This window comes from Sphingomonas sp. Tas61C01 (genome assembly GCF_052567495.1).
Window position 1 is genome coordinate 2,023,505 of sequence record NZ_CP199583.1, and the last position, 22,875, is coordinate 2,046,379.

General features: G+C 67.7%; 24 protein-coding genes. 8 read left to right on the plus strand and 16 right to left on the minus strand.

The features are described from left to right. Positions 1-15: 15 nt before the first annotated feature. From tolQ to ACT009_RS09360, 4 genes are read right to left on the minus strand one after another with little or no spacing between them, the layout of a single operon-like run. A complete protein-coding gene (gene tolQ / locus ACT009_RS09345) occupies positions 16-708 on the minus strand; it encodes a protein TolQ (protein ID WP_445190826.1) in 693 nt (230 codons plus the stop codon). Beyond that, positions 705-1,166, minus strand: coding sequence for a tol-pal system-associated acyl-CoA thioesterase (ybgC, locus tag ACT009_RS09350; RefSeq protein ID WP_445190827.1), 462 nt, complete (start codon positions 1,164-1,166; stop codon positions 705-707). Before ybgC ends, tolQ begins: the two co-directional genes overlap by 4 nt. A gap of 53 nt (positions 1,167-1,219) precedes the next feature. Beyond that, on the minus strand, positions 1,220-2,209 hold the full coding sequence (locus ACT009_RS09355; protein ID WP_445194052.1) for an NAD(P)H-dependent flavin oxidoreductase: 990 nt from the start codon (positions 2,207-2,209) through the stop codon (positions 1,220-1,222). Between the two features lie 29 nt (positions 2,210-2,238). Next, entirely contained in the window at positions 2,239-3,501 is a 1,263-nt protein-coding gene (locus ACT009_RS09360) for an aspartate kinase (RefSeq protein ID WP_445190828.1), read from the minus strand. Between the two features lie 52 nt (positions 3,502-3,553). Here ACT009_RS09360 and ubiG point away from each other — a divergent pair, with 52 nt between their 5' ends. Further along, on the plus strand, positions 3,554-4,291 hold the full coding sequence (gene ubiG / locus ACT009_RS09365; RefSeq protein ID WP_445190829.1) for a bifunctional 2-polyprenyl-6-hydroxyphenol methylase/3-demethylubiquinol 3-O-methyltransferase UbiG: 738 nt from the start codon (positions 3,554-3,556) through the stop codon (positions 4,289-4,291). Between the two features lie 113 nt (positions 4,292-4,404). Here ubiG and ACT009_RS09370 read toward each other — a convergent pair whose 3' ends face one another. After that, the gene (locus tag ACT009_RS09370; protein WP_445190830.1) at positions 4,405-6,021 is read right to left on the minus strand and encodes an alkaline phosphatase D family protein; all 1,617 of its coding nucleotides are present in this window, start codon (positions 6,019-6,021) and stop codon (positions 4,405-4,407) included. Positions 6,022-6,126: 105 nt separating this feature from the next. Between ACT009_RS09370 and ACT009_RS09375 the strand changes: the two genes are divergently transcribed. After that, a complete protein-coding gene (locus tag ACT009_RS09375) occupies positions 6,127-7,551 on the plus strand; it encodes a hypothetical protein (protein WP_445190831.1) in 1,425 nt (474 codons plus the stop codon). Here ACT009_RS09375 and ACT009_RS09380 read toward each other — a convergent pair whose 3' ends face one another. Genes ACT009_RS09380 through ACT009_RS09390 form a run of 3 tightly spaced genes read right to left on the minus strand, consistent with a single transcriptional unit; the run spans position 7,552 to position 10,214 of the window. Further along, the gene (locus ACT009_RS09380) at positions 7,552-8,748 is read right to left on the minus strand and encodes a glycosyltransferase (protein ID WP_445190832.1); all 1,197 of its coding nucleotides are present in this window, start codon (positions 8,746-8,748) and stop codon (positions 7,552-7,554) included. Between the two features lie 9 nt (positions 8,749-8,757). Then, entirely contained in the window at positions 8,758-9,276 is a 519-nt protein-coding gene (locus tag ACT009_RS09385; protein WP_445190833.1) for a DUF2141 domain-containing protein, read from the minus strand. Beyond that, positions 9,273-10,214 (minus strand): hypothetical protein, encoded by a 942-nt coding sequence (locus ACT009_RS09390; protein ID WP_445190834.1) that lies wholly within the window; start codon positions 10,212-10,214, stop codon positions 9,273-9,275. Before ACT009_RS09390 ends, ACT009_RS09385 begins: the two co-directional genes overlap by 4 nt. Before the next feature lie 114 nt (positions 10,215-10,328). Here ACT009_RS09390 and ACT009_RS09395 point away from each other — a divergent pair, with 114 nt between their 5' ends. Next, the gene (locus tag ACT009_RS09395) at positions 10,329-11,378 is read left to right on the plus strand and encodes a glycosyltransferase (RefSeq protein WP_445190835.1); all 1,050 of its coding nucleotides are present in this window, start codon (positions 10,329-10,331) and stop codon (positions 11,376-11,378) included. On the opposite strand, the gene ACT009_RS09400 is transcribed toward ACT009_RS09395, so the two are convergent. From ACT009_RS09400 to pyrE, 5 genes are all read right to left on the minus strand, one after another. Then, a complete protein-coding gene (locus tag ACT009_RS09400; protein ID WP_445190836.1) occupies positions 11,352-12,437 on the minus strand; it encodes an AI-2E family transporter in 1,086 nt (361 codons plus the stop codon). The two genes, ACT009_RS09395 and ACT009_RS09400, sit on opposite strands and share 27 nt — an antisense overlap. A 1-nt stretch (position 12,438) precedes the next feature. Then, a complete protein-coding gene (gene lepB / locus ACT009_RS09405; RefSeq protein WP_445190837.1) occupies positions 12,439-13,383 on the minus strand; it encodes a signal peptidase I in 945 nt (314 codons plus the stop codon). Next, positions 13,380-13,799 (minus strand): holo-ACP synthase, encoded by a 420-nt coding sequence (gene acpS / locus ACT009_RS09410; RefSeq protein ID WP_445190838.1) that lies wholly within the window; start codon positions 13,797-13,799, stop codon positions 13,380-13,382. The genes lepB and acpS overlap by 4 nt, the downstream gene beginning before the upstream one ends. Before the next feature lie 315 nt (positions 13,800-14,114). Further along, positions 14,115-14,846, minus strand: a complete 732-nt coding sequence (locus ACT009_RS09415) for a pyridoxine 5'-phosphate synthase (protein WP_445190839.1) — start codon at positions 14,844-14,846, stop codon at positions 14,115-14,117. Further along, positions 14,843-15,421 carry an orotate phosphoribosyltransferase gene (gene pyrE / locus ACT009_RS09420; RefSeq protein WP_445190840.1) on the minus strand — a complete coding sequence of 193 codons (579 nt, stop codon included), beginning with the start codon at positions 15,419-15,421 and terminating at the stop codon, positions 14,843-14,845. The genes ACT009_RS09415 and pyrE overlap by 4 nt, the downstream gene beginning before the upstream one ends. A gap of 258 nt (positions 15,422-15,679) precedes the next feature. On the opposite strand from pyrE, the gene coxB reads away from it, so the two are divergent. Next, entirely contained in the window at positions 15,680-16,786 is a 1,107-nt protein-coding gene (gene coxB, locus ACT009_RS09425; RefSeq protein WP_445190841.1) for a cytochrome c oxidase subunit II, read from the plus strand. 3 nt (positions 16,787-16,789) lie between these two features. Further along, on the plus strand, positions 16,790-18,451 hold the full coding sequence (ctaD, locus tag ACT009_RS09430) for a cytochrome c oxidase subunit I (RefSeq protein WP_445190842.1): 1,662 nt from the start codon (positions 16,790-16,792) through the stop codon (positions 18,449-18,451). A gap of 161 nt (positions 18,452-18,612) precedes the next feature. Here the strand turns inward: ctaD and ACT009_RS09435 are convergent, their stop codons facing one another. Continuing rightward, complete coding sequence (locus ACT009_RS09435; RefSeq protein WP_375419968.1) at positions 18,613-18,906, minus strand: 4a-hydroxytetrahydrobiopterin dehydratase; 294 nt, start codon at positions 18,904-18,906, stop codon at positions 18,613-18,615. Positions 18,907-18,955: 49 nt separating this feature from the next. On the opposite strand from ACT009_RS09435, the gene ACT009_RS09440 reads away from it, so the two are divergent. From ACT009_RS09440 to ACT009_RS09450, 3 genes are read left to right on the plus strand one after another with little or no spacing between them, the layout of a single operon-like run. Further along, positions 18,956-19,369 (plus strand): metallopeptidase family protein, encoded by a 414-nt coding sequence (locus ACT009_RS09440; RefSeq protein WP_445190843.1) that lies wholly within the window; start codon positions 18,956-18,958, stop codon positions 19,367-19,369. Then, positions 19,366-19,947: a heme ABC exporter ATP-binding protein CcmA gene (gene ccmA, locus ACT009_RS09445; protein ID WP_445190844.1), complete on the plus strand. Its 582-nt coding sequence runs from the start codon at positions 19,366-19,368 to the stop codon at positions 19,945-19,947. Before ACT009_RS09440 ends, ccmA begins: the two co-directional genes overlap by 4 nt. After that, entirely contained in the window at positions 19,944-20,588 is a 645-nt protein-coding gene (locus ACT009_RS09450) for a heme exporter protein CcmB (RefSeq protein WP_445190845.1), read from the plus strand. The genes ccmA and ACT009_RS09450 overlap by 4 nt, the downstream gene beginning before the upstream one ends. On the opposite strand, the gene ACT009_RS09455 is transcribed toward ACT009_RS09450, so the two are convergent. After that, complete coding sequence (locus tag ACT009_RS09455; RefSeq protein WP_445190846.1) at positions 20,585-21,454, minus strand: class I SAM-dependent methyltransferase; 870 nt, start codon at positions 21,452-21,454, stop codon at positions 20,585-20,587. The two genes, ACT009_RS09450 and ACT009_RS09455, sit on opposite strands and share 4 nt — an antisense overlap. After that, positions 21,451-22,842 (minus strand): threonine synthase, encoded by a 1,392-nt coding sequence (gene thrC, locus ACT009_RS09460; protein ID WP_445190847.1) that lies wholly within the window; start codon positions 22,840-22,842, stop codon positions 21,451-21,453. Before thrC ends, ACT009_RS09455 begins: the two co-directional genes overlap by 4 nt. Between the last annotated feature and the right edge of the window lie 33 nt (positions 22,843-22,875).

The following is a 22,875-nucleotide window of genomic DNA, read 5'->3' on the forward strand; positions in this document are numbered from 1 at the left end:
GTTTAGCGCCGCCCTTCACCGCGCGGCGTCCAGCTGGCGCGACAGCGTCGCATGGAAGCCGTCGGCAAAACGGTTCAGCTGTGCCTCGATCCGGTTCACGCCGTGGCTGAAGCGGTTGTACGCGATCACCGCGGGAATCGCCGCGAACAGCCCGATCGCGGTCGCGAACAGCGCCTCCGCGATCCCCGGCGCAACCACCGCGAGGCTCGAATTCTGTGCCGACGCGATCCCGGTGAACGCGCGCATGATCCCCCACACCGTTCCGAAAAGTCCGACGAACGGCGCCACCGACCCGATCGTCGCGAGGATGTTGAGCCGGTCCGACAACTTGTCGATCTCGTTGGCGACCGCCGCGCCCATCGCAGTGGCGAGGCGCTCGCGCGTGCCCGCCTTGTCGATCCCGCCGCCGACGGTGGATTCGCGCCATTCCTTCACCCCGGCGACGAACACCCGCGCCGATGGCAGGTCGCGGCCGCTTTCCGCCTTGTAGAAGACGTCGATGTCCTCGGCCTGCCAGAAGGCACGATCGAACCGCGTCATCTCCCGCCGAGTGGTGCCGAGCCGCCGCCAGAAGGCGACGATCAGCGCCCAGGTCCAGATGCTTGCGATCAGCAACCCGCCCATGACGATCTTCACGACGAAATCCGCCTGGATGAAGAGCGCCACCGGCGACATCGTCGCAGCGTCCATGTTGAAGACCGGATTCATGCGTCCCCCTGCCAAATGAGGCGTTCGTAGATGTCGAGCCAGGCGCGTGGTTGTCGCTTCGCACGGCCGGAGGCGGCGACCAGCGCAACGGTCACCTCCGCCGACACCAGCAGAACCGCTCCGCGCCTGACTGTTTGATGAATGACCACGCTCGCCGCGCGGACCTGGTGAATGCGGCTGGCCACCAGCAGCGCATCATCGAGCCGCGCCGGGGCGGCGTAGCGGATGGCCATTGCCGCGACCGCATAGGCGCCCTCGCCCGCCTCGAACACCGCGCGCTGATCGATCCCGGCGACGCGCAGCATGTCAGACCGCGCGCGTTCCATGTAGCGCAGGTAATTGGCGTGGTAGACGACGCCCGAGAGATCGGTGTCCTCGAAATACACCCGCAGCGCGAAGCGATGCTCGGACCCGTCGAAATATCCTTCGAGCGGAAGATCTGCGCGCGTCGCCGTCATCGGGGGGCGTTAACCGAAGCGTGCGAACGAAGGAACCCTTGGCCTGCCGCGATTTAAGCCGCTGCGCGCAACTCCAGCGCCGCCGACGCCTCGGCAACGAGCGTGCCGATGATGTCGGCGATCGGCTCTTCCTTGGTCACCATGCCGACCGACTGGCCCGCCATCACGCTGCCATGCTCGACGTCGCCGTCGATCACCGCGCGGCGCAGAGCGCCCGCCCAGTAATGCTCGATCTGCAACTGCGCCTCGAGCATCTCGACCTGCTTGCCGTCGAGCAGCTGCGCGACCTCGCGCTGTTTCGCGCTGAACAGCTCGCCCGCCGCGTTCTTCAGCGCGCGGACCGGGATCACCGGCAGCCGCGGGTCGAGCTGGATGCTGGCGACCGCGTCGCGCGCGGAGGCGCGAATGAACGCCTTCTTGAAATTGGCGTGCGCGATGCTCTCGGTCGCGCACACGAACCGCGTGCCGAGCTGCACCCCGGCGGCACCCATGTCGAGATAGCCCGCGATCGCCTCGCCACGGCCGATCCCGCCGGCGACGAACACCGGCACCGCCGACGCGATCTCGGGCAGCATCTCCTGCGCCAGCACGCTGGTCGATACCGGGCCGATATGCCCGCCCGCTTCCATGCCTTCGATCACCAGCGCGTCGACGCCCGACCGGATCAGCTTCTTGGCGAGCGCCAGCGTCGGTGCGAAGCAGACGACCTTGGCGCCGCTTTCCTTGATCGCCTCGAGCGACCCCTTTGGCGGCAGGCCACCCGCGAGCACGACGTGGCCAACCTTGTGTCTGGCGCAGACCGCGATCAAATCGAACAGCCCCGGATGCATCGTGATCAGGTTCACCCCGAACGGCTTCTCGGTCAGCGCCCCGGTGCCCGCAATCTCCGCGTCGAGCAGCTCGGGGGTCATCGCGCCGCACGCGATCACCCCGAAGCCGCCCGCGTTCGACATCGCCGAGACGAGGTTGCGCTCGCTGACCCACGACATCGCGCCCGCCATGATCGCCACCTCGGCACCGAGGAAGTCGGCGCCGCGCGCCATCCGCCGCGCGAGGCGATCCTGCCCGACGGTCACGCCGCCACGTCCACGGCATCGAGCCCGTAGGCGGTGTGGAGCAGCCGCACCGCGAGCTCGGTCTCGTCCTCGTTGATCAGCACCGATACCTTGATTTCGCTGGTCGAGATCGCGAGGATGTTGATCCCGCGGCCACCCAGCGTCGTGAACATCGTGCTGGCGACGCCGGCGTGGCTGCGCATCCCCACGCCAACCACGGAAATCTTGGCGACGCGGGTATCGTGGACCAGCTCGCCGAACCCGATCGCATCGCGCGCCTGGTTGAGCGCTTCCAGGCTGCGCGGCAGATCCGACGACGGCACCGTGAAGGTGACGTCGGTCGATCCGTGATCGTGCGCGATGTTCTGGATGATCATGTCGACGTTGATGTTCGCCGCCGCCAGCGGCTCGAAGATCGCCGCCACCGTGCCCGGGGTATCGGGAACCGTCGTCAACGTGATCTTCGCCTCGTTCTTGTCGTGCGCGATCCCGGTGATCAGCTGGCGTTCCACGTCGTCATTCTCCTCTTCCCCCACGATCATCGTGCCGGGCAGTGTATCCGCCATCGGTGCGTCGGGCCCCGTCAGCGACGACAGCACCTGGACGCGGACGCGTTCCTTCATCGCCAGCCCCACCGATCGCGTCTGGAGCACCTTCGCCCCGACGCTGGCGAGCTCCAGCATTTCCTCGTACGTCACCTTGGCGAGCTTGCGCGCGCGCGGCACGATCCGCGGATCGGTGGTGTAGACGCCGTCGACATCTGTATAGATGTCGCAGCGGTCCGCCTTCATCGCCGCCGCCACCGCGACCGCCGAGGTATCGGAACCGCCGCGGCCGAGCGTCGTGATCCGGTCGTTCTCGGCGACGCCCTGGAAGCCGGGGATCACCGCCACCTCGCCCGCCGCCAGACTGGCGTCGAGCGCGGCGGTGTCGATGATGCCGATCCGCGCCTTGGCGAAGGCGTCGTCGGTGTGGATCGGCAATTGCCAGCCCATCCACGACCGCGCGTTCACCCCTGCCGCCTGCAGCGAGATCGCGAGCAGCCCGCTGGTGATCTGTTCGCCCGCCGACACCACCACGTCGTATTCGCGCGGATCGTAGAGCGGCGACGCTTCCCGGCAGAACCCGACCAGCCGGTCGGTCTCCCCGGCCATCGCCGAGACCACCACCGCGACCTGGTTGCCCGCGTCGACCTCGCGCTTCACCCGCGCCGCGACGTTGCGGATGCGCTCGATCCCGGCCATCGACGTGCCGCCGAACTTCATCACGATGCGCGCCATGCGGGGGCCCAAACTCCTTGGGATGGAAGGTAGGTGCTGATAGGTAGCGGCCATGAATAGCGCAAGCAGCACGATGGGCAGCACGATCGACCCCAGCGAGGCGGCGCATTTTGGCCGGATGGCGGCGGATTGGTGGAACCCGGCGGGATCGTCGGCGATGCTGCACAAGCTCAACCCGCCGCGGCTGCGCTACATCCGCAGCCGGATCGACGCGCATTGGGGCAGCGACCCGGCGAGCTACGCGCCGCTGGCGGACAAGACCGCGCTCGACGTCGGCTGCGGCGCGGGGCTGCTGTGCGAACCGCTCGCGCGGCTCGGCGCTACCGTCACCGGGATCGATCCGGCACCCGAGAATGTCGAGGCGGCGGCGGTCCATGCCGCTCGGTCGGGGCTGGCGATCGGCTACCGTGCCGCGGGAATCGAGGAGGTGACCGGCCGCTACGACCTTGTCACCAGCCTGGAGGTGATCGAGCACGTCGCCGAGCCCGCCGCGTTCGTCGACGGCCTGGCCGGCGCGGTCGCGGACGGCGGGCTGCTGATCCTGTCGACCCCCAACCGCACGCCCCTGTCTCGCCTCGCGCTGATCACGCTGGCAGAGGGCACCCGCCGCATCCCCCACGGGACCCACGATTGGGAGAAGTTCCTCACCCCCGACGAATTGCGCGCGCTGGTTGAGGATGCGGGGCTGACGGTGATGGACGTCCAGGGCCTCGCCTTCTCCCCCGCCCGCGGCTTCGAGCTGAGCGAGTCGACCGCGCTGGACTATTTCATGACGGCGGTGCGCGGCTAATCCAGCTAGGTCAACCACGTCCTCATTGTGTCCCCGCGAAGGCGGGGACCCAGTACTGGGCTCCCGCCTTCGCGGGAGCACAACTGCCGTTATTGCCGCTCGACTTTTCTCACCTAAACCATCACGTTCCGCCCCCGCATCACCGTCGCCCGATGGCCGATCGTCACGCCCAGGTTTCGCTGCTTGATCGTGTCCAGCATGATCCAGTCGTTGGTCACCCGATCGGCCGCGATCGTCAGCGCCATGTAGCCACGGCGCGAAGTGTCGCACCATTTGAGCTCCGCATTCGCGCGGACCAGCGACGCGGCGACGGTCTTCGGATCGGCGCTGACCCCCGCCTCGTAACCGGGCGAGGTGACGCCCTGCCCCGCAAATTCGACCGCGGCGGGCTTGCCGTCCTGAGCCAGGTCATAAGCCCAGGCATTGTGGCTGTCGCCGGAGATCACGACCGTGCTGCCGCCGACCGCCTGCGCCGATCGCAGGAACCGCGCCCGCGCGGCGGGGTAGCCGCCCCAATTGTCGTAGGCGAACGGCAGTCCGACCTTCGCCGCCGCGATCCCGCTCTCGATATAGTCGCGCGCACGGTCGCTCGATCCGCCGAGCCACGTCGCCGCATCGGCAGGCATCTTCGTGTCGCCCATGATCGTGCCGAAGCCGATCACCTGCCACGCGCGCCCACCCTTCACCGACGCCCGCATCGTCTGGGCAAGCCACGCCTCCTGCTGCGTCCCCATCATCGTCGCGCTCGGATCCATCCAGGCGCCGTCGTGGAACGCCTTCAGCGCCGCGGCGGGATCGGCCTGCTTGAACAGCGGCGCGATGTCGGGTTGCCGGGTACGGCCGAGCAGACGAGTCTCGGTGCGGAACAGCGTCGCGAGCCGGCCGATGTCGTAGGCCTTCCACGGTTCGTCGGAGACCGGCATCCATTCGCGATACGCCTGCATAGCCGCATCGCGCCGCGCATTCCACGATCCTTCGGTCGCCGGATCATGGTTCTCGGCGCCGCCTTCCCAGGAATCGTTGGCACTCTCGTGATCGTCCCACTGCACGATCATCGGCAGCCGGCGATGCAGCGCCTGCAGGTCGGGATCGGCGCGGTAGCTGGCATAACGCAGCCGGTAGTCGGCGAGCGCGACGATCTCGTGCGCCGGCAGCGGCTCGCGGGCCGCCATCGCGTCCTTGGCGAGCGGATATTTGCCCGGACCATATTCGTAAAGATAATCGCCGAGGTGGATCGCGCAGTCGAAATCGTCGCGCGCCGCGGCATGCGCATAGGCGTTGAACATCCCGAAGCCGAGATTGGAGCAGGAGAAGACCGCCGCCCGCCATGCCTTGGCGTCGTCGGGCAGCGTCCGGGTACGCCCGACCGGCGAGAAGCTGCCATCGGGGGCGACGAAGCGATAGTGATAGTCCCGCCCCCCGCGCAGCCCGCCGACGGTCACCTTGGCGGTGTGATCGCGCCACGGCCCGGTCTGCTGCACGCCGCCGCCTGCGATCCGCGCGAAGTCCGCGGTCTCGGACAGCTCGACCCGCAGCGTCGCCTCGCCACCGCCCGCCGGCACGTAGCGCGTCCACAACAGCACCGAATCTGACCCCGGCTCCCCGCTCGCCACCGAATGCGTGAAGCCGCGCAGATCGGAAACGATCGCGGCGCTCGCAAACCCGGGGATCGAGAAGGCGCCATAGCCGAGAACGCCGGTGGCGACGAACGAGCGACGGTCGATGATCATGGTCGGGCTCCTGGAGGTCGACGCATGCTTGGGCGCGGATTGTTATCTATCCGTGACAATCGCAACCATATCGCCTCACTCGCCAGCCGTTTATAAGTCGCGCCTATGCAAACGTCGAACAATAGCGGCTGGAGACGGCTGGGCGTTCTTATCCTCGTCGCCATCTTGGCGCGCGGTCTGACGATCGGCAATCCGATCGTGCATGTCGATGAAGAGTTCTACCTCGTGGTCGCGCGGGCGATGTCGCATGGCGCCTTGCCGTTCGTAGACATCTGGGATCGCAAGCCGATAGGCTTGTTCCTGATCTACTTGCCAGCGGCAGCACTGCCGCTGCCATGGGCGATCTATGGCTATCAGGCGATCGCCTTTGCAAGCGCTGTAGGCACTGCTTGGATCATCGCGCGACTGGCGGACCGAGCCGGTTGGCGCGTTGGCGGCACCGCAGGGGCCACATCCTACCTTTTGTGGCTGAGCACATTGGGAGGCGTCGGCGGACAGGCTCCCGTGTTCTTCAACTTGGCTATGGCCGCCGCTGGCTTGCTGATCATTGACGCTGATGGACGACGTCGCCGGCTCCGCGGTGTGGCAGCAATGATGCTCGTCGGGGTCGCGCTGCAGATCAAATACTCGGTCGTATTCGAAGGGTTATACTTCGGGCTTTGGCTGCTCGCGATGGACTGGCGGCTGGCGAGATCGACGTTGGCGCTGGTTGCATACGGCGCGGCGATGGTGGCGGTGGCATTGATCCCGACCGCAGCGGCTTGGGCCTTCTATGCGTCAGCCGGGCAATCCGACGCGTTCATCTTTGCCAACTTTACCTCGATCCTCGCACGCAATCCCGATCCGCTGACGGAAACGCTTGGCAATGCCGCCACCTTGATGCTCATTCTTTCGCCCCTGATCGCCATGGCGGCCGGTAGTCGCGGACGATCTTGCGGCGGCGATCGTTTCGCGCGCCTGTTCCTGGGCCTTTGGCTCGGGGCCGCGTTGGCTGGACTTGCAGTGTTCGGATCCTACTTCGATCATTACGGGCTGCCGGTGCTGGTGCCAGGCTGCGCGTGTGCCGCAGGATTTCTCGGCACGCCCCAGCTGCGCCGACAGTCGCTGGCGATTTTGACGACCATCGCGGTTGCAGGGCTGATCACGACGCTCATCAACCGAGCGAATCGCGGCACCCCGCGTCAATTCGCCGCACTTGCCGGGGCGATCGGCCGCGGGTCGGGATGCCTCTACGTCTATTCAGGCTCGACGATGCTCTACGCCGCGACGGGACGATGCATGCTGTCGCACTATGTGTTCCCCAGTCATCTTGGACGGCAGCGCGAAAATGGGGCGATCGGCGTCGATCAAGCCGGCGAAGTGAGGCGCATCCTCGCGGCCGGACCTGCTATCGTGGTGATGCGGCCCCCATATCGGGGCGAACGCACCGACATACGCGCGCTTGTTATGAGCGAGATCACCCAACATTTCAGGACGCGCGCAAGGGTGAGGCTCGGTAACGAGACCATCTCCGTGTACGCCCGCCGATAGCTACAGCCGCTCAGCCCGACCTTTTTCTCGCGCGCTCTTCGCCGCGATAACACCTGCATAATGACTCACCAGCAGCGCCGCATGATCGACGTCGCTGCGAACCTTCCCCGCCGCCTCCACCGCCGCCCGGCGCACGCACGCCCGGTCGCGCGCGAACAGGCGCAGGATCGCTTCGGCGCAGTCGTGCGCGTCGCCGCCGCCATAAGTCTCGGAATAGTCGGCGCCCGCCAGCGCCGCCATGCCGCCTGCGTCGGGCACGATCAGCGGCGCGCCGCACGCCAGCGCTTCGTAACCGACCAGCCCGAACGTCTCGGTATCGTTGCCGTGGATGAAGGCATCGACGCTCGCCATGATCTCGGCAAGCCGCTCGCGATCGTACACCGGGCGGAACAGCCGGATATGCGGACTGTCGGCGATGCGGCGCTCGAGCGACTTGCTGTCCATGCCCTGTCCCAGGATGACCAGCCCGACCGGCAGCGTCGTGCCTGCGCGCAGTACCGCGTCGATCACCAGCGGCCAGCGCTTCTCGGCATGGTGGCGCCCGATGCCGAGCAGCAGATGGCCTGACGGCGGCAACCCGCATTGCTCCAGCAGCGCAATCCGCAGCGCTTCGTTGCGCAGGGTCGGCGAGAAATAGCGCCGCTCGATCCCCAGCGTCATCGTCGCGTCGACCCGCACCCCGCGTGCCAGCATCCGCGCCGTGGTCGCCGGACCGTTCGTCACCACGGTGTCGTAGCGGCGCAGGAAGCGATCGGTGTAGCGATCGTACCACGCGAACGCATGCTCGATCCGCTCGGCCGAGGCGAAGCGCCCCAGCCAGCGCTTCGGATACGCCTCCATGTTATCGTTGTGCATGAAGAAGGATCGGATCGCGCGCCCGCGCCAGCCGAGCACGAACCACGCTGCGCGCCACGGCGAGCAGTTCTCGATCACGTCGGGATCGTAGCGGTCGAGCACCGCGTGGATCGCGGCCTCGTCCCAGAACACGCCGTAATTGGCATCGAACGGCATCTTCGGTGAGCGGACATAGACGACGCTGCCGCCGCCGGCGCGTTCCTCGACGCGGTTTTCGGTGCCCGGCGCGACGACGATCAGCTCGTGGCCCATCTCCGCCAGGATCGCCATCTTGCGATCGCAATAGGTGCGGACGCCGCCGCCGGTGGGAGAGTAGAATTCATTGACGTCGACGATCCGCACCGCGGCGGATCAGTTCTTCAACGGACCGAAGCCGCTGATCCCGCGGAGATATTGCAGCCGGATCGCGGTGCTGACGACACCGGGCCCGACGTCGATCAACGCCTGTGCCAGTTTGGGACGGCTCATGCCCAGCTTGGCGTTGCTCGGGAAGCCGGCGCCGTCGCTGAAGAAGTTGAACTTGTTCTTGCCGTCGCGATCATGGACCGCGAGCAGCGCGTAGCGGCCGGGCCGCGGCACCCGCATGCAGATCTCGATCGGGCCCGAGGCGGGAATCTGCAAACGAATGCGGCGGAACACCTTGCCCGCCGCGATCAGCTTGGTGTCGTCGGCGAGGAAATCCGCGTCGTTGGCGGGATACAGCTCGAGCTTCAGCGTGCCGTTGCGGTCCTTCAACCCGCCGAGGTTCGCCAGGATCGCGGGGCCACCACCCGCCGCGCAGGCACCGGCGTCGCCGCCGATCGTCTGTGCATGCGCTGGCATCGCCACGGCGAAGGCGATCGGTGCGACGGCGATGACGAAGCGCTTCATTTTTTGTCCCTGATCAGCAGCCCTTGCAGGCCGAAGGCGACGATGAAGGCGGCGTGGACCAGCAGCACGGCGGCGGCGGTAAACGCGATCAACCCCGACAGCGCCTGATCCTGGCCGATGAACAGGATCGCAAAATTGGCGAAAAGTAGGTCCTTGTTGGGCAGCATCGGCAAACGCGAGAACAGCAACCGCCCCGCGGTCAGGAACATCCACAGTCCGATCGACACCCCCGGCAGCGCGAAATGCCACGCCAGCGCGAGCAGCAGCGCGCCTGCGACGATGCGCAGGCACTGCATCGAAAACACCCACCACAAGGTCTCGCGGGCGAGGGAGAAGACGCGTTTGGAAAACACGAAGAACGGCAGCGAGGTCGCCACGATCACCAGCAGCGATCCGTAGACATAGCGCATCATTTCCGCCGGGATCAGCCCGCGGACGACTGGGAGCGCGATGGCGATCATCGCCAGCGTGATCGTATTGCCCGCGATCGCCGAGAGGATCGAGACGTCCTTCACCGCGCCGAACGGCGCTGCGACGAGGTGCGCGCGGGCGCGCGCCCAGGCGTAGAAATAAGTCTCGCCAGAATAGCCCATCACCACGTCGTTCGCGATGCGCTTCTTGATCAGCGCGACGAACCCCGCCAGCGGGATGTTCCACAGCCGCCGGAAGATGACGTAGTCGACCAGCGGCGGGGTGATGTAGAGCGCCGCGAAGGCGACATAGAAGGCCGGGTTGCGCGGCACCGCCCGCCCGAGCCCCGCCAGCCCCGCGCCGAACAGGTCGCGCCCGAGCCCGACGAGCATCGCGATCGTGACAATGGCGCCGATGATCGCAGGCCAGCGGCTGCGGATCGTCTTCAGCGGTTCGAGCCCCGCAAGCTCCGGAGCGGGCTGCAGGATCTCGACGACCGGACGCTGATTGATGTGGTCGATCTGCACCCGGACGCCCGAACGAGGAATGCGCGCTTCTTAGCGCTTCGCGCCCGCCCGTGCGAGCCCGTATCGACGCAGCGGCTATCACCTTTGTTCCCGCCGTGCCAAGGCCGCGGCACGATGCCGGCCGGCCATATCCTGACCTATGCGCAATCGCTCGCGGACGGCGGCGGGGTGGAACGCGCGATGTTGCGGCTGGCATCGGGCTGGATCAAGGCCGGCCGCCGGGTGACCCTGGTGCTCGGTGACCGCGGGGCGGGGGCGCCGCCGCTCCCCGACGGGCTGGCGACGATCGAACTCGGAAGCGCCGCGTATCGCGCGCTGACGAAGCTTCCGGCGATCGTTCGCGCCGAACGCCCCGACGTCGTCTTCTGCCCCGGCAACCATTATACCCTTGTCGCTGCCTGGATTGGGCTTCGGCTCGGCCGCGCCGCGCCGCCGATCGTCGCCAAGATGTCGAATGCCCCCGATCGCGCCGATCTCGGGGCGGCGGGCGCCTATGCCAACCGGCTGTGGCTCGCCCGGCATCACCGCTTCCTCGATCACCTCGTCGCGATGACGCCGGCAACCGCGGCGGCGGCGGCGCGCGCGATGGGGATGATCGGGCGGACGAGCGTGATCGCCAACCCGCCGGTCGCGACGCTGGCCGCGATGGCCGGTGCTCCGCTAGTCGAGGGCAGGTGGGTCCTCGGCGTGGGGCGGCTCGTCCCGCAGAAGCGCTGGGACCGGTTGATCGCGGCGATGCCGTCGCTGCCCGCCGACGTGTCGCTCGCGATCTTCGGCGAGGGCGATCTGCGTCCGGTGCTCGAACGGCAGATCGCTACATCGGGGATGGTTGGCAGGGTCATCCTGCCCGGTCACGCCGCCAATCCCCTGCCCGCGATGAGGCAGGCGGCGGTCGTTGCGCTGACCTCCGATTATGAAGGCGTGCCGGGCGTGTTGCGCGAGGCGCTGTCGGTCGGCACGCCGGTGGTCGCCACGGACTCGAGCGTCTCGATCTCGGAGATCGTCGCCGCACCCACGCTCGGCAGCATCGTGCCTCGCGACGATCCGCAGGCGCTGGCGGCAGCGCTGCTACACTGGCTCGATGCGCCGCGCCCCGCCCCGGTGCCGCCACCGGGCGCCGATGCCGCCGCGCGCTACCTAGACCTGTTCGACCGGCTCGTCTGAGCCGTCGTCCTTGCGCTTGGCCTCGCGTTCGGAACTGCGTTCAAGCGCCACCTTGATCAGCGCGGTCATCGGGTCGGCGAGCGCCAGGCCCATGATCCCGAACAGCGCGCTCGCCAGGATCTGCGCACCGAGCGTCAGCGCCGGTGGCAGATCGACGGTGCGCTTGGCGACCATCGGGATGACGACATAGCCGTCGAAGGTCTGCACCACCACATAGGTGGCGAGCGCCGCGAGCCCGGTATCGACTCCGGCGCTGAACCCGACCGCGGTCATCAGTACGCCGGTGACGAACGCGCCGACATTGGGGATGAAGGCGAGGATCGCAGCGATGATCCCGAGCACCAGCGCCATCGGCACCCCGAACACTTCGAGGATGATGAAGGTCAGCACGCCCTCGAACGCCATCCCCAGCAGCCGCCCCGCGAGCAGCCGGCGCAGCGTCTGCCCCATGCGATCGAGCACCAGCGCGAATTCGCGGCGGTTGGCGGTCGGCACCATCCATTCGAGCCCGCGCCCGTAGAGCCGCGGCTCCATCGCCACGAACAGCCCGATCACCAGGATCATGAACAGGCTGGTCAGCGCGCCTATCGCGGTCCCCACCCAGGAGGTGAGCCGCCCGACCGATCCCAGCGCCTGGCGCAGGATGCCGTTGACGTCGGACTGGCCGGGCATCACGCCCTTCGACGACAGCCAGTCGGTAAAGGTGTTGAACTGCGCGACCAGCGTCGATTGCAGCTGGGTGAACTGCGCGACCAGCTGGACGCCGGTGAGGTAGAAGGTCCCGACCAGGAACAGCACCACCAGCAACACGACGATCAGCAGCCGCCACCCGCGCCCGATCGGCAGCACCTTGCCGAGCAGGCGTACGCCGCCGTCGAGCATCGACGCGAATACCAGCCCCGCGAAGATGATCAGCAACGGCTGGACCAGCAGCACCGCCAGCGCGATCGCGCAGGCAAGCCCCAGCCACACCGACGCGCGCTTCAGTTCGGTCCGGACCAGTGGATCGCGTAGTTCGTTCGGGCTCGGTTCCTGCACCGTCTGCACGCCGTCGCTCATCTCAGTGTCCTCCCGCCGGATGCAGCGACGTGCCCGCGCGTCCCGACCGCAGCGACGGCCACCACGTCAGCGGATTGAGCGTCGCGTCGCCGTCGAGCGAGAAGGTCACGAACTCGGCCCGTCCGCCGAGATTCTCGTACGGCACCGGGCCGCCGAGACCGAGCTGATCGAGCCGGAAGCGGCTGTCGGCCGAGCGGTCGCGATTGTCGCCCATCAGGAACACGTGGTCGGCCGGGATCACCCGCTCGGGATAATTGTCACCCTCGCTGTCCGGCTCCAGGTCGATCGTGTCGTAATGCCGCCCGTTCGGCAGCGTTTCGGTGATCGTCGGCAGATGGCATATCTCGGACCCGTCACGCTGCGGCAGGCGGGCGCCGGGATATTCGATCGTCGAGCACGGGCTGTTCGCGTCGACCGGGATGTCGGTGTAGTGGAGCGGCCCGCGCTTCACCGCGACGCCGTTCAAATACACCACCCCGCCCTTCACCGCGAGCCGATCGCCCGGCAGCCCGATCACGCGCTTGATATAATCGTTGCGGGTCCCCGGCGGGGTAACGATGACGACATCGCCGCGGGTCGGTAGGCTGCCCAGTAGCCTCCCTTTGATGAACGGCAAACCGACGCTCCAGCTCTCGGTCGGCTTGCGCAGCACCGCTCCCTCGAAGATCGCGACGGGATTGGGGATCGTCGGCGATACGAACGACCACCCATAGGCGAACTTCGACACCACCAGCCGATCGCCGATGCGCAGGCCGGGCAGCATCGATTCGGACGGGATGTAGAACGGCTTGGCGATGAAGCTGTGGAAACCGAGCACGATCAGGACCAGCCAGAAGATGCCCTTGATCTCGCCCCACCAGTCGGTGCCGCTCCGCTTCGCCTCGGGCGCTGCCGTACCCGCCTGTTGATCGGGCGTCTGATTGCCGTCCAAGACCGCTTCCTTCATTCGTTCGCACCCGTTGCGAGAGGAACCGCCTCGATGATCACGAAAGCCTGCGCCCAGGGATGATCGTCGGTCATGGTCAGATGCACGCGGGCGCCGTGGCCTTGCGGTATCAGCGCGTCAAGCCTTGCCTTTGCGCCGCCGGTCAGCGCCAGTGTCGGGGCGCCGCTGGCGGCGTTGACGACGCCGATGTCCTTCATGAACACGCCGGCGCGAAACCCGGTTCCGACCGCCTTGGAAAAGGCCTCCTTGGCGGCGAAGCGCTTGGCGAGCGTGCCGGCCTTGGTGAACGGCCGCCGCGCCGCCTTGGCGCGCTCGACATCGGTAAAGACGCGCGCCTCGAACCGCCCGCCGAACCGCGCGAGCGACCGCTCGATCCGCTCGATGTTGCACAGATCCGACCCAAGCCCGACGATCACCCGCTCCTCCTCGGCACGGGGAGGAGAACCGCCGCGTAGCGGTGGTGGAGGAAGCGTGCCTCTACGGGTGACGCCAGAAGAAGAAGATTGATTCGCGCGGAGGCGCGGAGACGCGGAGAAGAAGGAGGAATGTGGTTGCCATCGGCGCCGACCGAAGCCCGCGCGCAGCGCATCATCCTTCTTTCATTTTCTTCTCCGCGTCTCCGCGTCTCCGCGTGAACAAACCTTCTGTCGACGGTAGCGATCGCAGCCGCTCTCCCTCCACCACCGCTACGCGGCGGTCCCCCTCCCCGTACCGGGGAGGAATAACGGGCTTCACCCACGCGCGGCATCCATCGCGTCGCGCATCTGGCGGACCGCGCCGTCGAAGCCGACGAACAGCGCCTCCCCCACCAAAAAATGCCCGATGTTGAGTTCGCGTACCTGCGGGATCGCCGCGATCGGCCCGACATTGTCGTAGGTCAGCCCATGCCCGGCATGCACCTCGATGCCGTTCTTCGCCGCCAGCGCCGCGGCATCGGCCAGCCGGCGCAACTCGTCGGCGCGCGGCGCGCCGTCCAGCTCGGCATAGCGCCCGGTATGGAGCTCGACCACCGGGGCGCCGAGGCGGATCGCCGCCTCGATCTGCCGCGCATCGGGTTCGATGAACAGCGAGACGCGGATGTGTGCCGCCTTCAGCTCGCCGACCAGCGGCGCCAGGCGGTTGTGCAGCCCCGCTGCGTCGAGCCCGCCTTCGGTGGTGATCTCCTCGCGCTTTTCGGGAACGATGCACGCCGCGTGCGGACGATGACGGAGCGCGATCGCCAGCATCTCGTCGGTCGCCGCCATCTCCAGGTTGAGCGGGACGGTCAGCTCGGCCGACAGCCGCGCGATATCGTCGTCGGTAATGTGCCGCCGGTCCTCGCGCAGATGCGCGGTGATGCCGTCCGCGCCCGCCGCCGCCGCGACCAGCGCCGCGCGGACCGGGTCGGGATAGCCGGCGCCGCGCGCGTTGCGGACGGTCGCCACGTGATCGATATTGACGCCTAGCCGCAGGTGATCGGTCACGCCCGACTGCCCGGCTTGATCGCGGGGATCGCCGCGAGTTCGGGCGGCAGCGCCTCGGGGGCGTAGGTCGGTACGTCGAGCCGCACCAGCGGGAAGAACGGTACGCCTAGGTCCGCGGTGCCGTTGGATCGATCGACCAGCGCCGCCGCGGCGACCGTGACCCCGCCCGCCACCGCGATCGCGGCGATCGCCTCGCGCGACGACAGCCCGGTGGTGACGACGTCCTCCATCATCAGCACGCGCTGCCCGGGCTCGAGCCGGAACCCGCGACGCAGGCCGAACACACCGTCGGGGCGTTCGAGGAACATCGCCTCGACTCCGAGCGCGCGGGCCATCTCGTGCCCCGCGATGACGCCACCCATCGCCGGCGACACCACCGCCGACACCACCGACTTTACCTCGGCGGGCAGCTGCGCCACCAGCGCCTGCGCCAGCCGCGCGCCCCGCGCCGGATCCATCAGGACGCGGGCGCATTGAAGGTAGCGCGAGCTGCGCAGCCCCGACGACAGCACGAAGTGACCTTCGAGCAGCGCATCGGCGGCGCGGAACTCGGCAAGCACGTCGTCGTCGGTCATGCGAACCTCTTCGCCAGCGGGGAGCCGCCTGATAGGAGAAGCGTCCGGCGGCGCCAAGCAGCGGTTGCGAAATTCATCCAGACAAATTCATCCAGACAGGCGCTTGAGACCGTGGAAAGCCAAGCGTATAGGCCATGGGCAAAAGGGGCGCTGCACGCGCCACGATGGGCCTATCGAACGATAGGTACGCACATCTGAACTGGGGTCACGACACGCATGCGCATGATTAGGTCGAAGAGCGCGGTTAAGGGTATCGCGATGGCCGCCGGCCTCGCGCTTGCCGGCCTTGGCAGCGTCGCCGGCAATGCCCAGACCGCGCCGGTGCAGAACAGCGCGGCCGCGGCCGCCGATCCCGCCTCCGCGCCCGGCACCGCGAATGCGTCGGTCCCGGCCAAGGCGGTCAACGACGCGCCGACTGCTCCGATCGCCAGCATCGGCCAGCCGACCGACGGCCAATACGGCATTCAGCCGCAGGTGACCCGCAACGGCGAATTCGCGCAGTGGATGCACGATATCGTGCTGGTGCCGCTGATCACGCTGATCTGCCTGCTCGTCCTCGGCCTGCTGATCTACGTCGCGCTGCGGTTCCGCCGCTCGGCCAATCCGGTGCCGTCGAAGACCAGCCACAACACCGTGATCGAAGTGATCTGGACGCTCGCGCCGGTCGTCATCCTGGTGCTGATCGCGATCCCCTCGATCGGTTTGCTCCAAGCGCAGTTCAAGCCCGCTCCCGCCGGCGCCGTCACGCTGAAGGCGATCGGCAACCAATGGTATTGGTCGTATCAATATCCCGACAATGGCGGGATCGAGATCACCGCCAACATGCTGAAGGAACAGGGCGATGTCGGACGCGGCGAACGCTACCGCACCGATGCCGACGGCCCCCGCCTGCTCGCCGCCGACAACCGCATCGTGCTGCCGGTCGGCGTGCCGATCCGCCTGATCACCACCGCGCAAGACGTGATCCACAGCTGGGCGGTCCCTGCCTTCTGGATCAAGCTCGACGCGGTCCCCGGCCGGTTGAACGAGACCAGCTTCACGATCGACAAGCCGGGCGTGTATTTCGGCCAGTGTTCGGAACTGTGCGGCACCCGCCACGCCTTTATGCCGATCGCGGTCGAGGCGGTTCCCCCGGCGCAGTTCGCCGCGTGGATCAAGTCCAAGGGCGGCACCATGCCGACCCCGGGCAAGGCGTCGCCCAACGTCATCCCGCAGCCGGGCGCCGACGGCTCCGCCGCCAAGCAGGACGCGGCGAAGGAAGCTTCCGCCGCGACCGGCGCGACCGAGAACGCGACGGTCGCCGCCCCCACCATCACGCAAGGTGCAACCGGTAACCCCGGCGGCACCGGCAACGCCGGACAGTAAGCCATGACCGATACCGCCCTCCATCCGTCCGCGTTCCAGGCGCATGCCGACCACGCGCATCACGACGCCGATCACAAGCCCGGCTTCTTCGCGCGTTGGTTCATGTCGACCAACCACAAGGACATCGGCACGCTCTACCTGATCTTCGCCATCGTGGCGGGAATAATAGGCGGTGCGATCTCGGGCCTGATGCGCGCCGAACTCGCGCATCCCGGCATCCAGTATCTGCAGGGCTGGGCGGCGTTCATGCACGGCGGCGAGGCGAGCCTCGATCAGTCGCTGCATCTGTGGAACGTGCTCATCACCGCACACGGCCTGATCATGGTGTTCTTCATGGTCATGCCGGCGATGATCGGCGGCTTCGGCAACTGGTTCGTGCCCATCATGATCGGTGCGCCCGACATGGCGTTCCCGCGGATGAACAATGTCAGCTTCTGGCTGCTGGTTCCCGCCTTCACCCTGCTGCTCGCCTCGCCCTTCTTCGGCGGCGCCGGCAATGGCTGGACGCTCTACGCACCGCTCTCTACCTATGGCGAGCCGGGGCCGTCGACCGACATGGCGATCCTGTCGCTCCATCTGGCGGGCGCCTCGTCGATCCTCGGCGCGATCAACTTCATCACCACCATCTTCAACATGCGCGCGCCGGGCATGACGCTGCACAAGATGCCGCTGTTCGTCTGGTCGGTGCTGGTCACCGCGTTCCTGCTGCTGCTGGCGCTCCCCGTGCTCGCCGCGGCGATCACCATGCTGCTCACCGACCGTAATTTCGGGACGACCTTCTTCGATCCCGCGGGCGGTGGCGATCCGATCCTCTACCAGCATCTGTTCTGGTTCTTCGGCCATCCCGAAGTCTACATCATGATCCTGCCGGGCTTCGGCATCGTCAGCCAGATCATCGCGACGTTCAGCCGCAAGCCCGTGTTCGGCTATCTCGGCATGGCCTATGCCATGGTCGCGATCGGCGTCGTCGGCTTCGTGGTGTGGGCGCACCACATGTTCGCCACCGGCCTCAGCGTGAACGTGAAGATGTACTTCACCGCCGCAACGATGGTGATCGCGGTGCCGACCGGCATCAAGATCTTCTCCTGGATCGCGACGATGTGGGGCGGCTCGCTGTCGTTCCGCACGCCGATGGTATGGGCGATCGGGTTCATCTTCATGTTCACGGTCGGCGGCGTGACCGGCGTGGTGCTCGCCAATGGCGGCATCGACGACTACATGCACGACACCTACTACGTGGTGGCGCATTTCCACTACGTTCTGTCGCTCGGCGCGGTGTTCTCGCTGTTCGCCGGCTTCTACTATTGGTTCCCGAAGATGTCGGGCAAGATGTACAACGAGCTGCTCGGCCAGATACATTTCTGGACCTTCTTCGTCGGCGTGAACATCCTGTTCTTCCCGATGCACTTCCTGGGCCTGCAGGGCATGCCGCGGCGTTACCCCGACTATCCCGACGCCTTCGCGCACTGGAATGCGCTGGCGAGCCATGGCTACGAGATCATGGCGGCGAGCATGGTGGTGTTCTTCGTGAACGTCATCTGGTCGCTGGCAGCGGGCAAGCCGGCAGGCGACAACCCCTATGGCGAAGGCGCGACGACGCTCGAATGGACGCTGTCGAGCCCCCCGCCCTACCACCAGTTCGAGACGCTGCCGAAGATCGACTGAGGCAGGTCACCGACGCCAACCACGAAACGCCTCGACGAAAGTCGGGGCGTTTTTGGTTCGGGTGTGATTGTAATGCCGTGTTCCTGCGCAAGCAGGAACCCAGAGCCAAGATCGATGACGCCGATAACCCTGGCTCCTGCGTGCGCAGGAGCCCGCGCACCTCAATCGTCGACGAGCGCGTCGATCGCCTCGGCCATCTCGATGTCGCGCGGCGACAGGCCACCGGCGTCGTGCGTCGTCAGCAGGATGTCGACGCGGTTATAGACGTTCTTCCACTCGGGGTGGTGATCCGCCTTCTCGGCCATCAACGCGACCTGGGTCATGAAGCCGAACGCCTCGACGAAGTCGGCGAACACCAGCGCGCGGGTGATCGCGTCACGCGCCTCGTCATAGTCCCAATCCGGCAGGCCATCGAGCGCCTCGGCGCGTTCGGTCTCGTTCAGCGCCTCGATCATGCGTGCCGCTCCTTGCCGCGTGTGTCCGCGACCGACTATGGCTCAGGCCATGGACGGGCAAGGGGCAATCGGAACCGCGCCGGACGCGGCGGCGATCGAGGCGATCGCGCGCGCGACGATCGCGGCGCTGCCCGAACCCTTCGCCTCGCACCTCACCGATATCGTGCTGATCATTGAGGAGGTCGCCGAGGATCATGTCCTCGCCAATCTCGGCATCGAACACCCGCTCGACCTTACCGGCCTCTACCACGGCAATCCGGTGGGGCAGAAATCCTCGACCGAATCGGGCAGCCTACCCGATCGCATCCACCTCTACCGGCGTGCGATCCTCGACGAATGGATCGAAACCGACGTCCGGCTCGACGATCTCGTCGCGCACGTCACGATCCACGAGATCGGCCATCATTTCGGCCTGAGCGACGACGACATGCACGCCCTCGAGGATCTGGTGACCGACGCGTGACCGCGGTCCTGGCGTTCGACCGGGTGTCGGCGATCCGCCGCGACGCGCTGCTGTTCGAGGACCTGTCCTTCACGCTCGCCCCGGGTGACGCGGCGCTGGTGACCGGCGCCAACGGTGCGGGCAAGTCGACGCTGATCCGCCTCGCCGCAGGGCTGCTGCGCCCGGCGGCAGGCGTGGTGACGCGGAGCGGCGCACCCGCGCTGCTCGGCGAGGTCGCCGCGCTCGACGCAGACCTCACCCTGGCGGCAGCGCTGCGGTTCTGGGTACGACTGGACCGAGACGACGCCGCCCAGGCAAGCGTGGCGCTTGCAGCGATGGACCTCGCAGCCCTTGCCGAGGTGCCCGTCCGGCTGCTCTCGACCGGCCAGCGCCGCCGCGCCGGGATCGCACGGGTGATCGCGTCGGGCGCCAAGCTGTGGCTGCTCGACGAACCCGCCAACGGCCTCGACGCGCAGGCGGTCGACGCGCTCGGCAGAATCGTCGCCGATCACCGCGCGCGCGGCGGCACCGTGCTGATCGCGACCCACCTGCCGATCGACCTACCCGACGCGCTGCCGATCCGACTGGGCGCGGCATGAGCCTCGTCGCCAGCCTCGTCGCCCGCGACCTGCGCCGGGCCTGGCGCAGCGGCGGCCTGTGGTGGCCGATCGCGTTCTTCCTGCTGGTCGCGACGCTGTTCCCCTTCGCGGTCGGCCCCGACCTCGCGCTGCTCGCGCGGATCGGCGGCGGCGTGATCTGGGCGGCGGCGCTACTCGCGGCGCTACTGCCCGTCGAGCGGTTGATCGCGCCCGATCTCGAGGCCGGCGTGCTCGATCAACTCGCGGTGCGCGGCGCGTCGATGGCGCTCGTCGCCGCGGCGAAGATTCTCGCGCACTGGCTCGCCTTCTCCCCGCCGCTGATGCTCGCGGCGGTGGTGGTGGGGGGGCTGTTCGACCTGTCCTCGGCGACGCTCGCGATCGTCGAACTGGGGCTGCTGCTCGGCACGCCCGGCCTTGCCGCGCTGGCGGTCACGACCGCGGCGCTGACCGCCGGCCTGCGCGGTGCGGGCGCGGTGGCGGGGCTGGTGATGCTACCCCTCGCGCTGCCGCTGCTGATCTTCGGCGCCGGATCGATCGACAGCGGCGCGGGCGCCTTGAAGCTGCTCGCGGCAGTGTCCCTGCTGCTCACCGCGGGCGCACCGTTCGTGGCTGCCGCCGCGATCCGCGCCGGCATGGACTAGCGGCTCCAGCGCGCCCAGATCGCTGTCGGCAGCACCAACCCCCTCGCCTCTTCACGCACGCCGAGTTCTCCCGCCTCGACGGTCCCGGGCAGGTCCGCGAACAGCTGGCGCAGCAATTCGCCGATCGCCAGCGCCGACATTCGCACCGCGTAGACGGTGAGGAACAGGAAGCGCGACTCGGCATCCAGCAGCTTGCGGCAGTCGGCAACCAATTGCGGCAGATCCTCCTCGAGCCGCCACACCTCGCCCTCCGGCCCCCGTCCGTATTTGGGCGGATCGAGCAGGATCCCGTCATAGCGTCGGCCGCGGCGAACCTCGCGCGCGACGAACTTGGCGGCGTCGTCGACGATCCAGCGCACCGGCGCCGCGCCCATCCCCGACAGCACGGCATTGGCACGAGCCGCCTCGACGGACTTCTTCGATGCATCGACATGCACCATCTTCGCGCCGCGGCTCGCCAGGGCCAGCGTGCCGACCCCGGTATAGCCGAACAGGTTCATGCAGTCGGGGGTGTTTAGCCCGTGGAGCCGTTCGCGCATCCAGGTCCAGACCGGTGCCATGTCGGGGAAGAAGCCGAGATGGCGGAACGGTGTCGTCTGCGCACCGAACCGGACCTCGTTCCATTCGAGCGGCCAGCCGTCGCGCGGCACCGGTTCGGCGAAGCGCCACTGCCCGCCGCCATCCTCGTCCGAGCCGGGCACGAATTCCCCCTGCGCCCGCCAGTCGTCACGGTGCGGCGCCCACATCGCCTGCGGCTCGGGGCGGATGAAGCGGAAGCGGCCATAGCGCTCCAGCTTGCGGCCATGGCCGCTATCGACCAGCCCGTAATCGGCCCAGGGCTCGCCGATCATCGTGACCAGCGTCATGTCCGTACCGCATGCCCGTCGAGATAGGCGGCGATCGCGGCCTTGGTCGCGGGCAGCGTCACGTAGCGCTCGGTGCGGTCGAACAGGTCACCGACGCGGGCGGGCAGCTCGGGGCGGACCCCGGTCGCGCGCTCGACCGCGTCGCGGAACTTGGCGGGGTGCGCGGTGGCGAGGGTGACGACCGGCACGTCGAGCCCGGCGCGCTGCGCCGCCGCCAGCCCGATCGCAGTGTGGGGATCGATGATCTGCCCCGCCTTCTCCGACGCCCAACGCATCGCCATCGACATCGAATCGACATCGACGCGCTCGCTGGACAGCAAGGCCGCGGCGCCCTGCGACTGGGCGTTGGTCAGGCGCATGGCACCCGCGGATTCGAAGCCCGCCATCTGCGCCGACAGCGCGATCCCGTCGCGACCGCCGAGATCGAACAACAGGCGTTCGAAGTTCGAACTGACCTGGATGTCCATCGACGGCGTCGGGGTCTGCTGGACTAAACCCTTCGAATAGTCTCCCACGGTCAGCGCGCGGTGGAGGATGTCGTTGACATTGGTCGCGACGATCAGCCGCGCGACCGGCAGGCCCATCTGTGCCGCGACGTAACCCGCGAAGATGTCGCCGAAATTACCGGTCGGCACCGAGAACGCCACCGGCCGATCGGGCGCGCCGAGCCGGACCGCGGCGTAGAAATAATAGACGATCTGCGCCATCAGCCGCGCCCAGTTGATCGAATTGACCGCGGACAGATCGTAGCGGGCGGAAAGGTCGGGATCGTTGAACACCGCCTTCACCAGCGCCTGCGCGGTGTCGAAATCGCCGTCGATCGCGATGTTGTGGACGTTGGGCGCGAGCACCGTGGTCATCTGGCGGCGCTGGACGTCGGACACCCGCCCGACCGGGTGGAGCATGAAGATGTCGACGCCGGTTCGCCCCGCGACCGCGTCGATCGCCGCCGACCCGGTATCGCCCGAGGTCGCGCCGATCACGGTCAGATGCTGGTCGGTGCCGGCTAGAAATCGTTCGAACAACAGCCCGAGCAACTGCAGCGCGACGTCCTTGAACGCGAGCGTCGGGCCATGGAACAGCTCGAGCAGCCATTGGCCCTCGTCGATCTGCACCAGCGGCGTCACGGCGGCGTGTGAGAAGCGGCCATAGGCGGTGTCGCACAGCGCCTTCAGCTCGGCGCGGGTAAGCGTGTCGCCGACGAAGGGCAGCATGATCTCGACCGCGGTATCGGCGTAGGAAAGCCCCGCGAGGCCGGCGATCGCCTCGCGCGACAGCGTGGGCCACGCTTCGGGCAGGTACAGGCCCCCATCGGCGGCGAGCCCGTTGAGTGTCGCGCCGCGGAAGTCGAGGATGGGGGCCGCGCCCCGCGTGCTGATGTACCGCATGGCCGCGCGGCTTAGCGGCGCGGGCCGGACGCG

Coding starts and splice junctions, on each gene's coding strand:
- tolQ (WP_445190826.1), bottom strand. CDS start 708: ATGAATCCGGTCTTCAACATGGACGCTGCGACGATGTCGCCGGTGGCG.
- ybgC (WP_445190827.1), bottom strand. CDS start 1,166: ATGACGGCGACGCGCGCAGATCTTCCGCTCGAAGGATATTTCGACGGG.
- ACT009_RS09355 (WP_445194052.1), bottom strand. CDS start 2,209: ATGGCGCGCGGCGCCGACTTCCTCGGTGCCGAGGTGGCGATCATGGCG.
- ACT009_RS09360 (WP_445190828.1), bottom strand. CDS start 3,501: ATGGCGCGCATCGTGATGAAGTTCGGCGGCACGTCGATGGCCGGGATC.
- ubiG (WP_445190829.1), top strand. CDS start 3,554: ATGAATAGCGCAAGCAGCACGATGGGCAGCACGATCGACCCCAGCGAG.
- ACT009_RS09370 (WP_445190830.1), bottom strand. CDS start 6,021: ATGATCATCGACCGTCGCTCGTTCGTCGCCACCGGCGTTCTCGGCTAT.
- ACT009_RS09375 (WP_445190831.1), top strand. CDS start 6,127: ATGCAAACGTCGAACAATAGCGGCTGGAGACGGCTGGGCGTTCTTATC.
- ACT009_RS09385 (WP_445190833.1), bottom strand. CDS start 9,276: ATGAAGCGCTTCGTCATCGCCGTCGCACCGATCGCCTTCGCCGTGGCG.
- ACT009_RS09395 (WP_445190835.1), top strand. CDS start 10,329: ATGCCGGCCGGCCATATCCTGACCTATGCGCAATCGCTCGCGGACGGC.
- ACT009_RS09400 (WP_445190836.1), bottom strand. CDS start 12,437: ATGAGCGACGGCGTGCAGACGGTGCAGGAACCGAGCCCGAACGAACTA.
- lepB (WP_445190837.1), bottom strand. CDS start 13,383: ATGAAGGAAGCGGTCTTGGACGGCAATCAGACGCCCGATCAACAGGCG.
- pyrE (WP_445190840.1), bottom strand. CDS start 15,421: ATGACCGACGACGACGTGCTTGCCGAGTTCCGCGCCGCCGATGCGCTG.
- coxB (WP_445190841.1), top strand. CDS start 15,680: ATGGCCGCCGGCCTCGCGCTTGCCGGCCTTGGCAGCGTCGCCGGCAAT.
- ctaD (WP_445190842.1), top strand. CDS start 16,790: ATGACCGATACCGCCCTCCATCCGTCCGCGTTCCAGGCGCATGCCGAC.
- ACT009_RS09435 (WP_375419968.1), bottom strand. CDS start 18,906: ATGATCGAGGCGCTGAACGAGACCGAACGCGCCGAGGCGCTCGATGGC.
- ACT009_RS09440 (WP_445190843.1), top strand. CDS start 18,956: ATGGACGGGCAAGGGGCAATCGGAACCGCGCCGGACGCGGCGGCGATC.
- ACT009_RS09450 (WP_445190845.1), top strand. CDS start 19,944: ATGAGCCTCGTCGCCAGCCTCGTCGCCCGCGACCTGCGCCGGGCCTGG.
- ACT009_RS09455 (WP_445190846.1), bottom strand. CDS start 21,454: ATGACGCTGGTCACGATGATCGGCGAGCCCTGGGCCGATTACGGGCTG.
- thrC (WP_445190847.1), bottom strand. CDS start 22,842: ATGCGGTACATCAGCACGCGGGGCGCGGCCCCCATCCTCGACTTCCGC.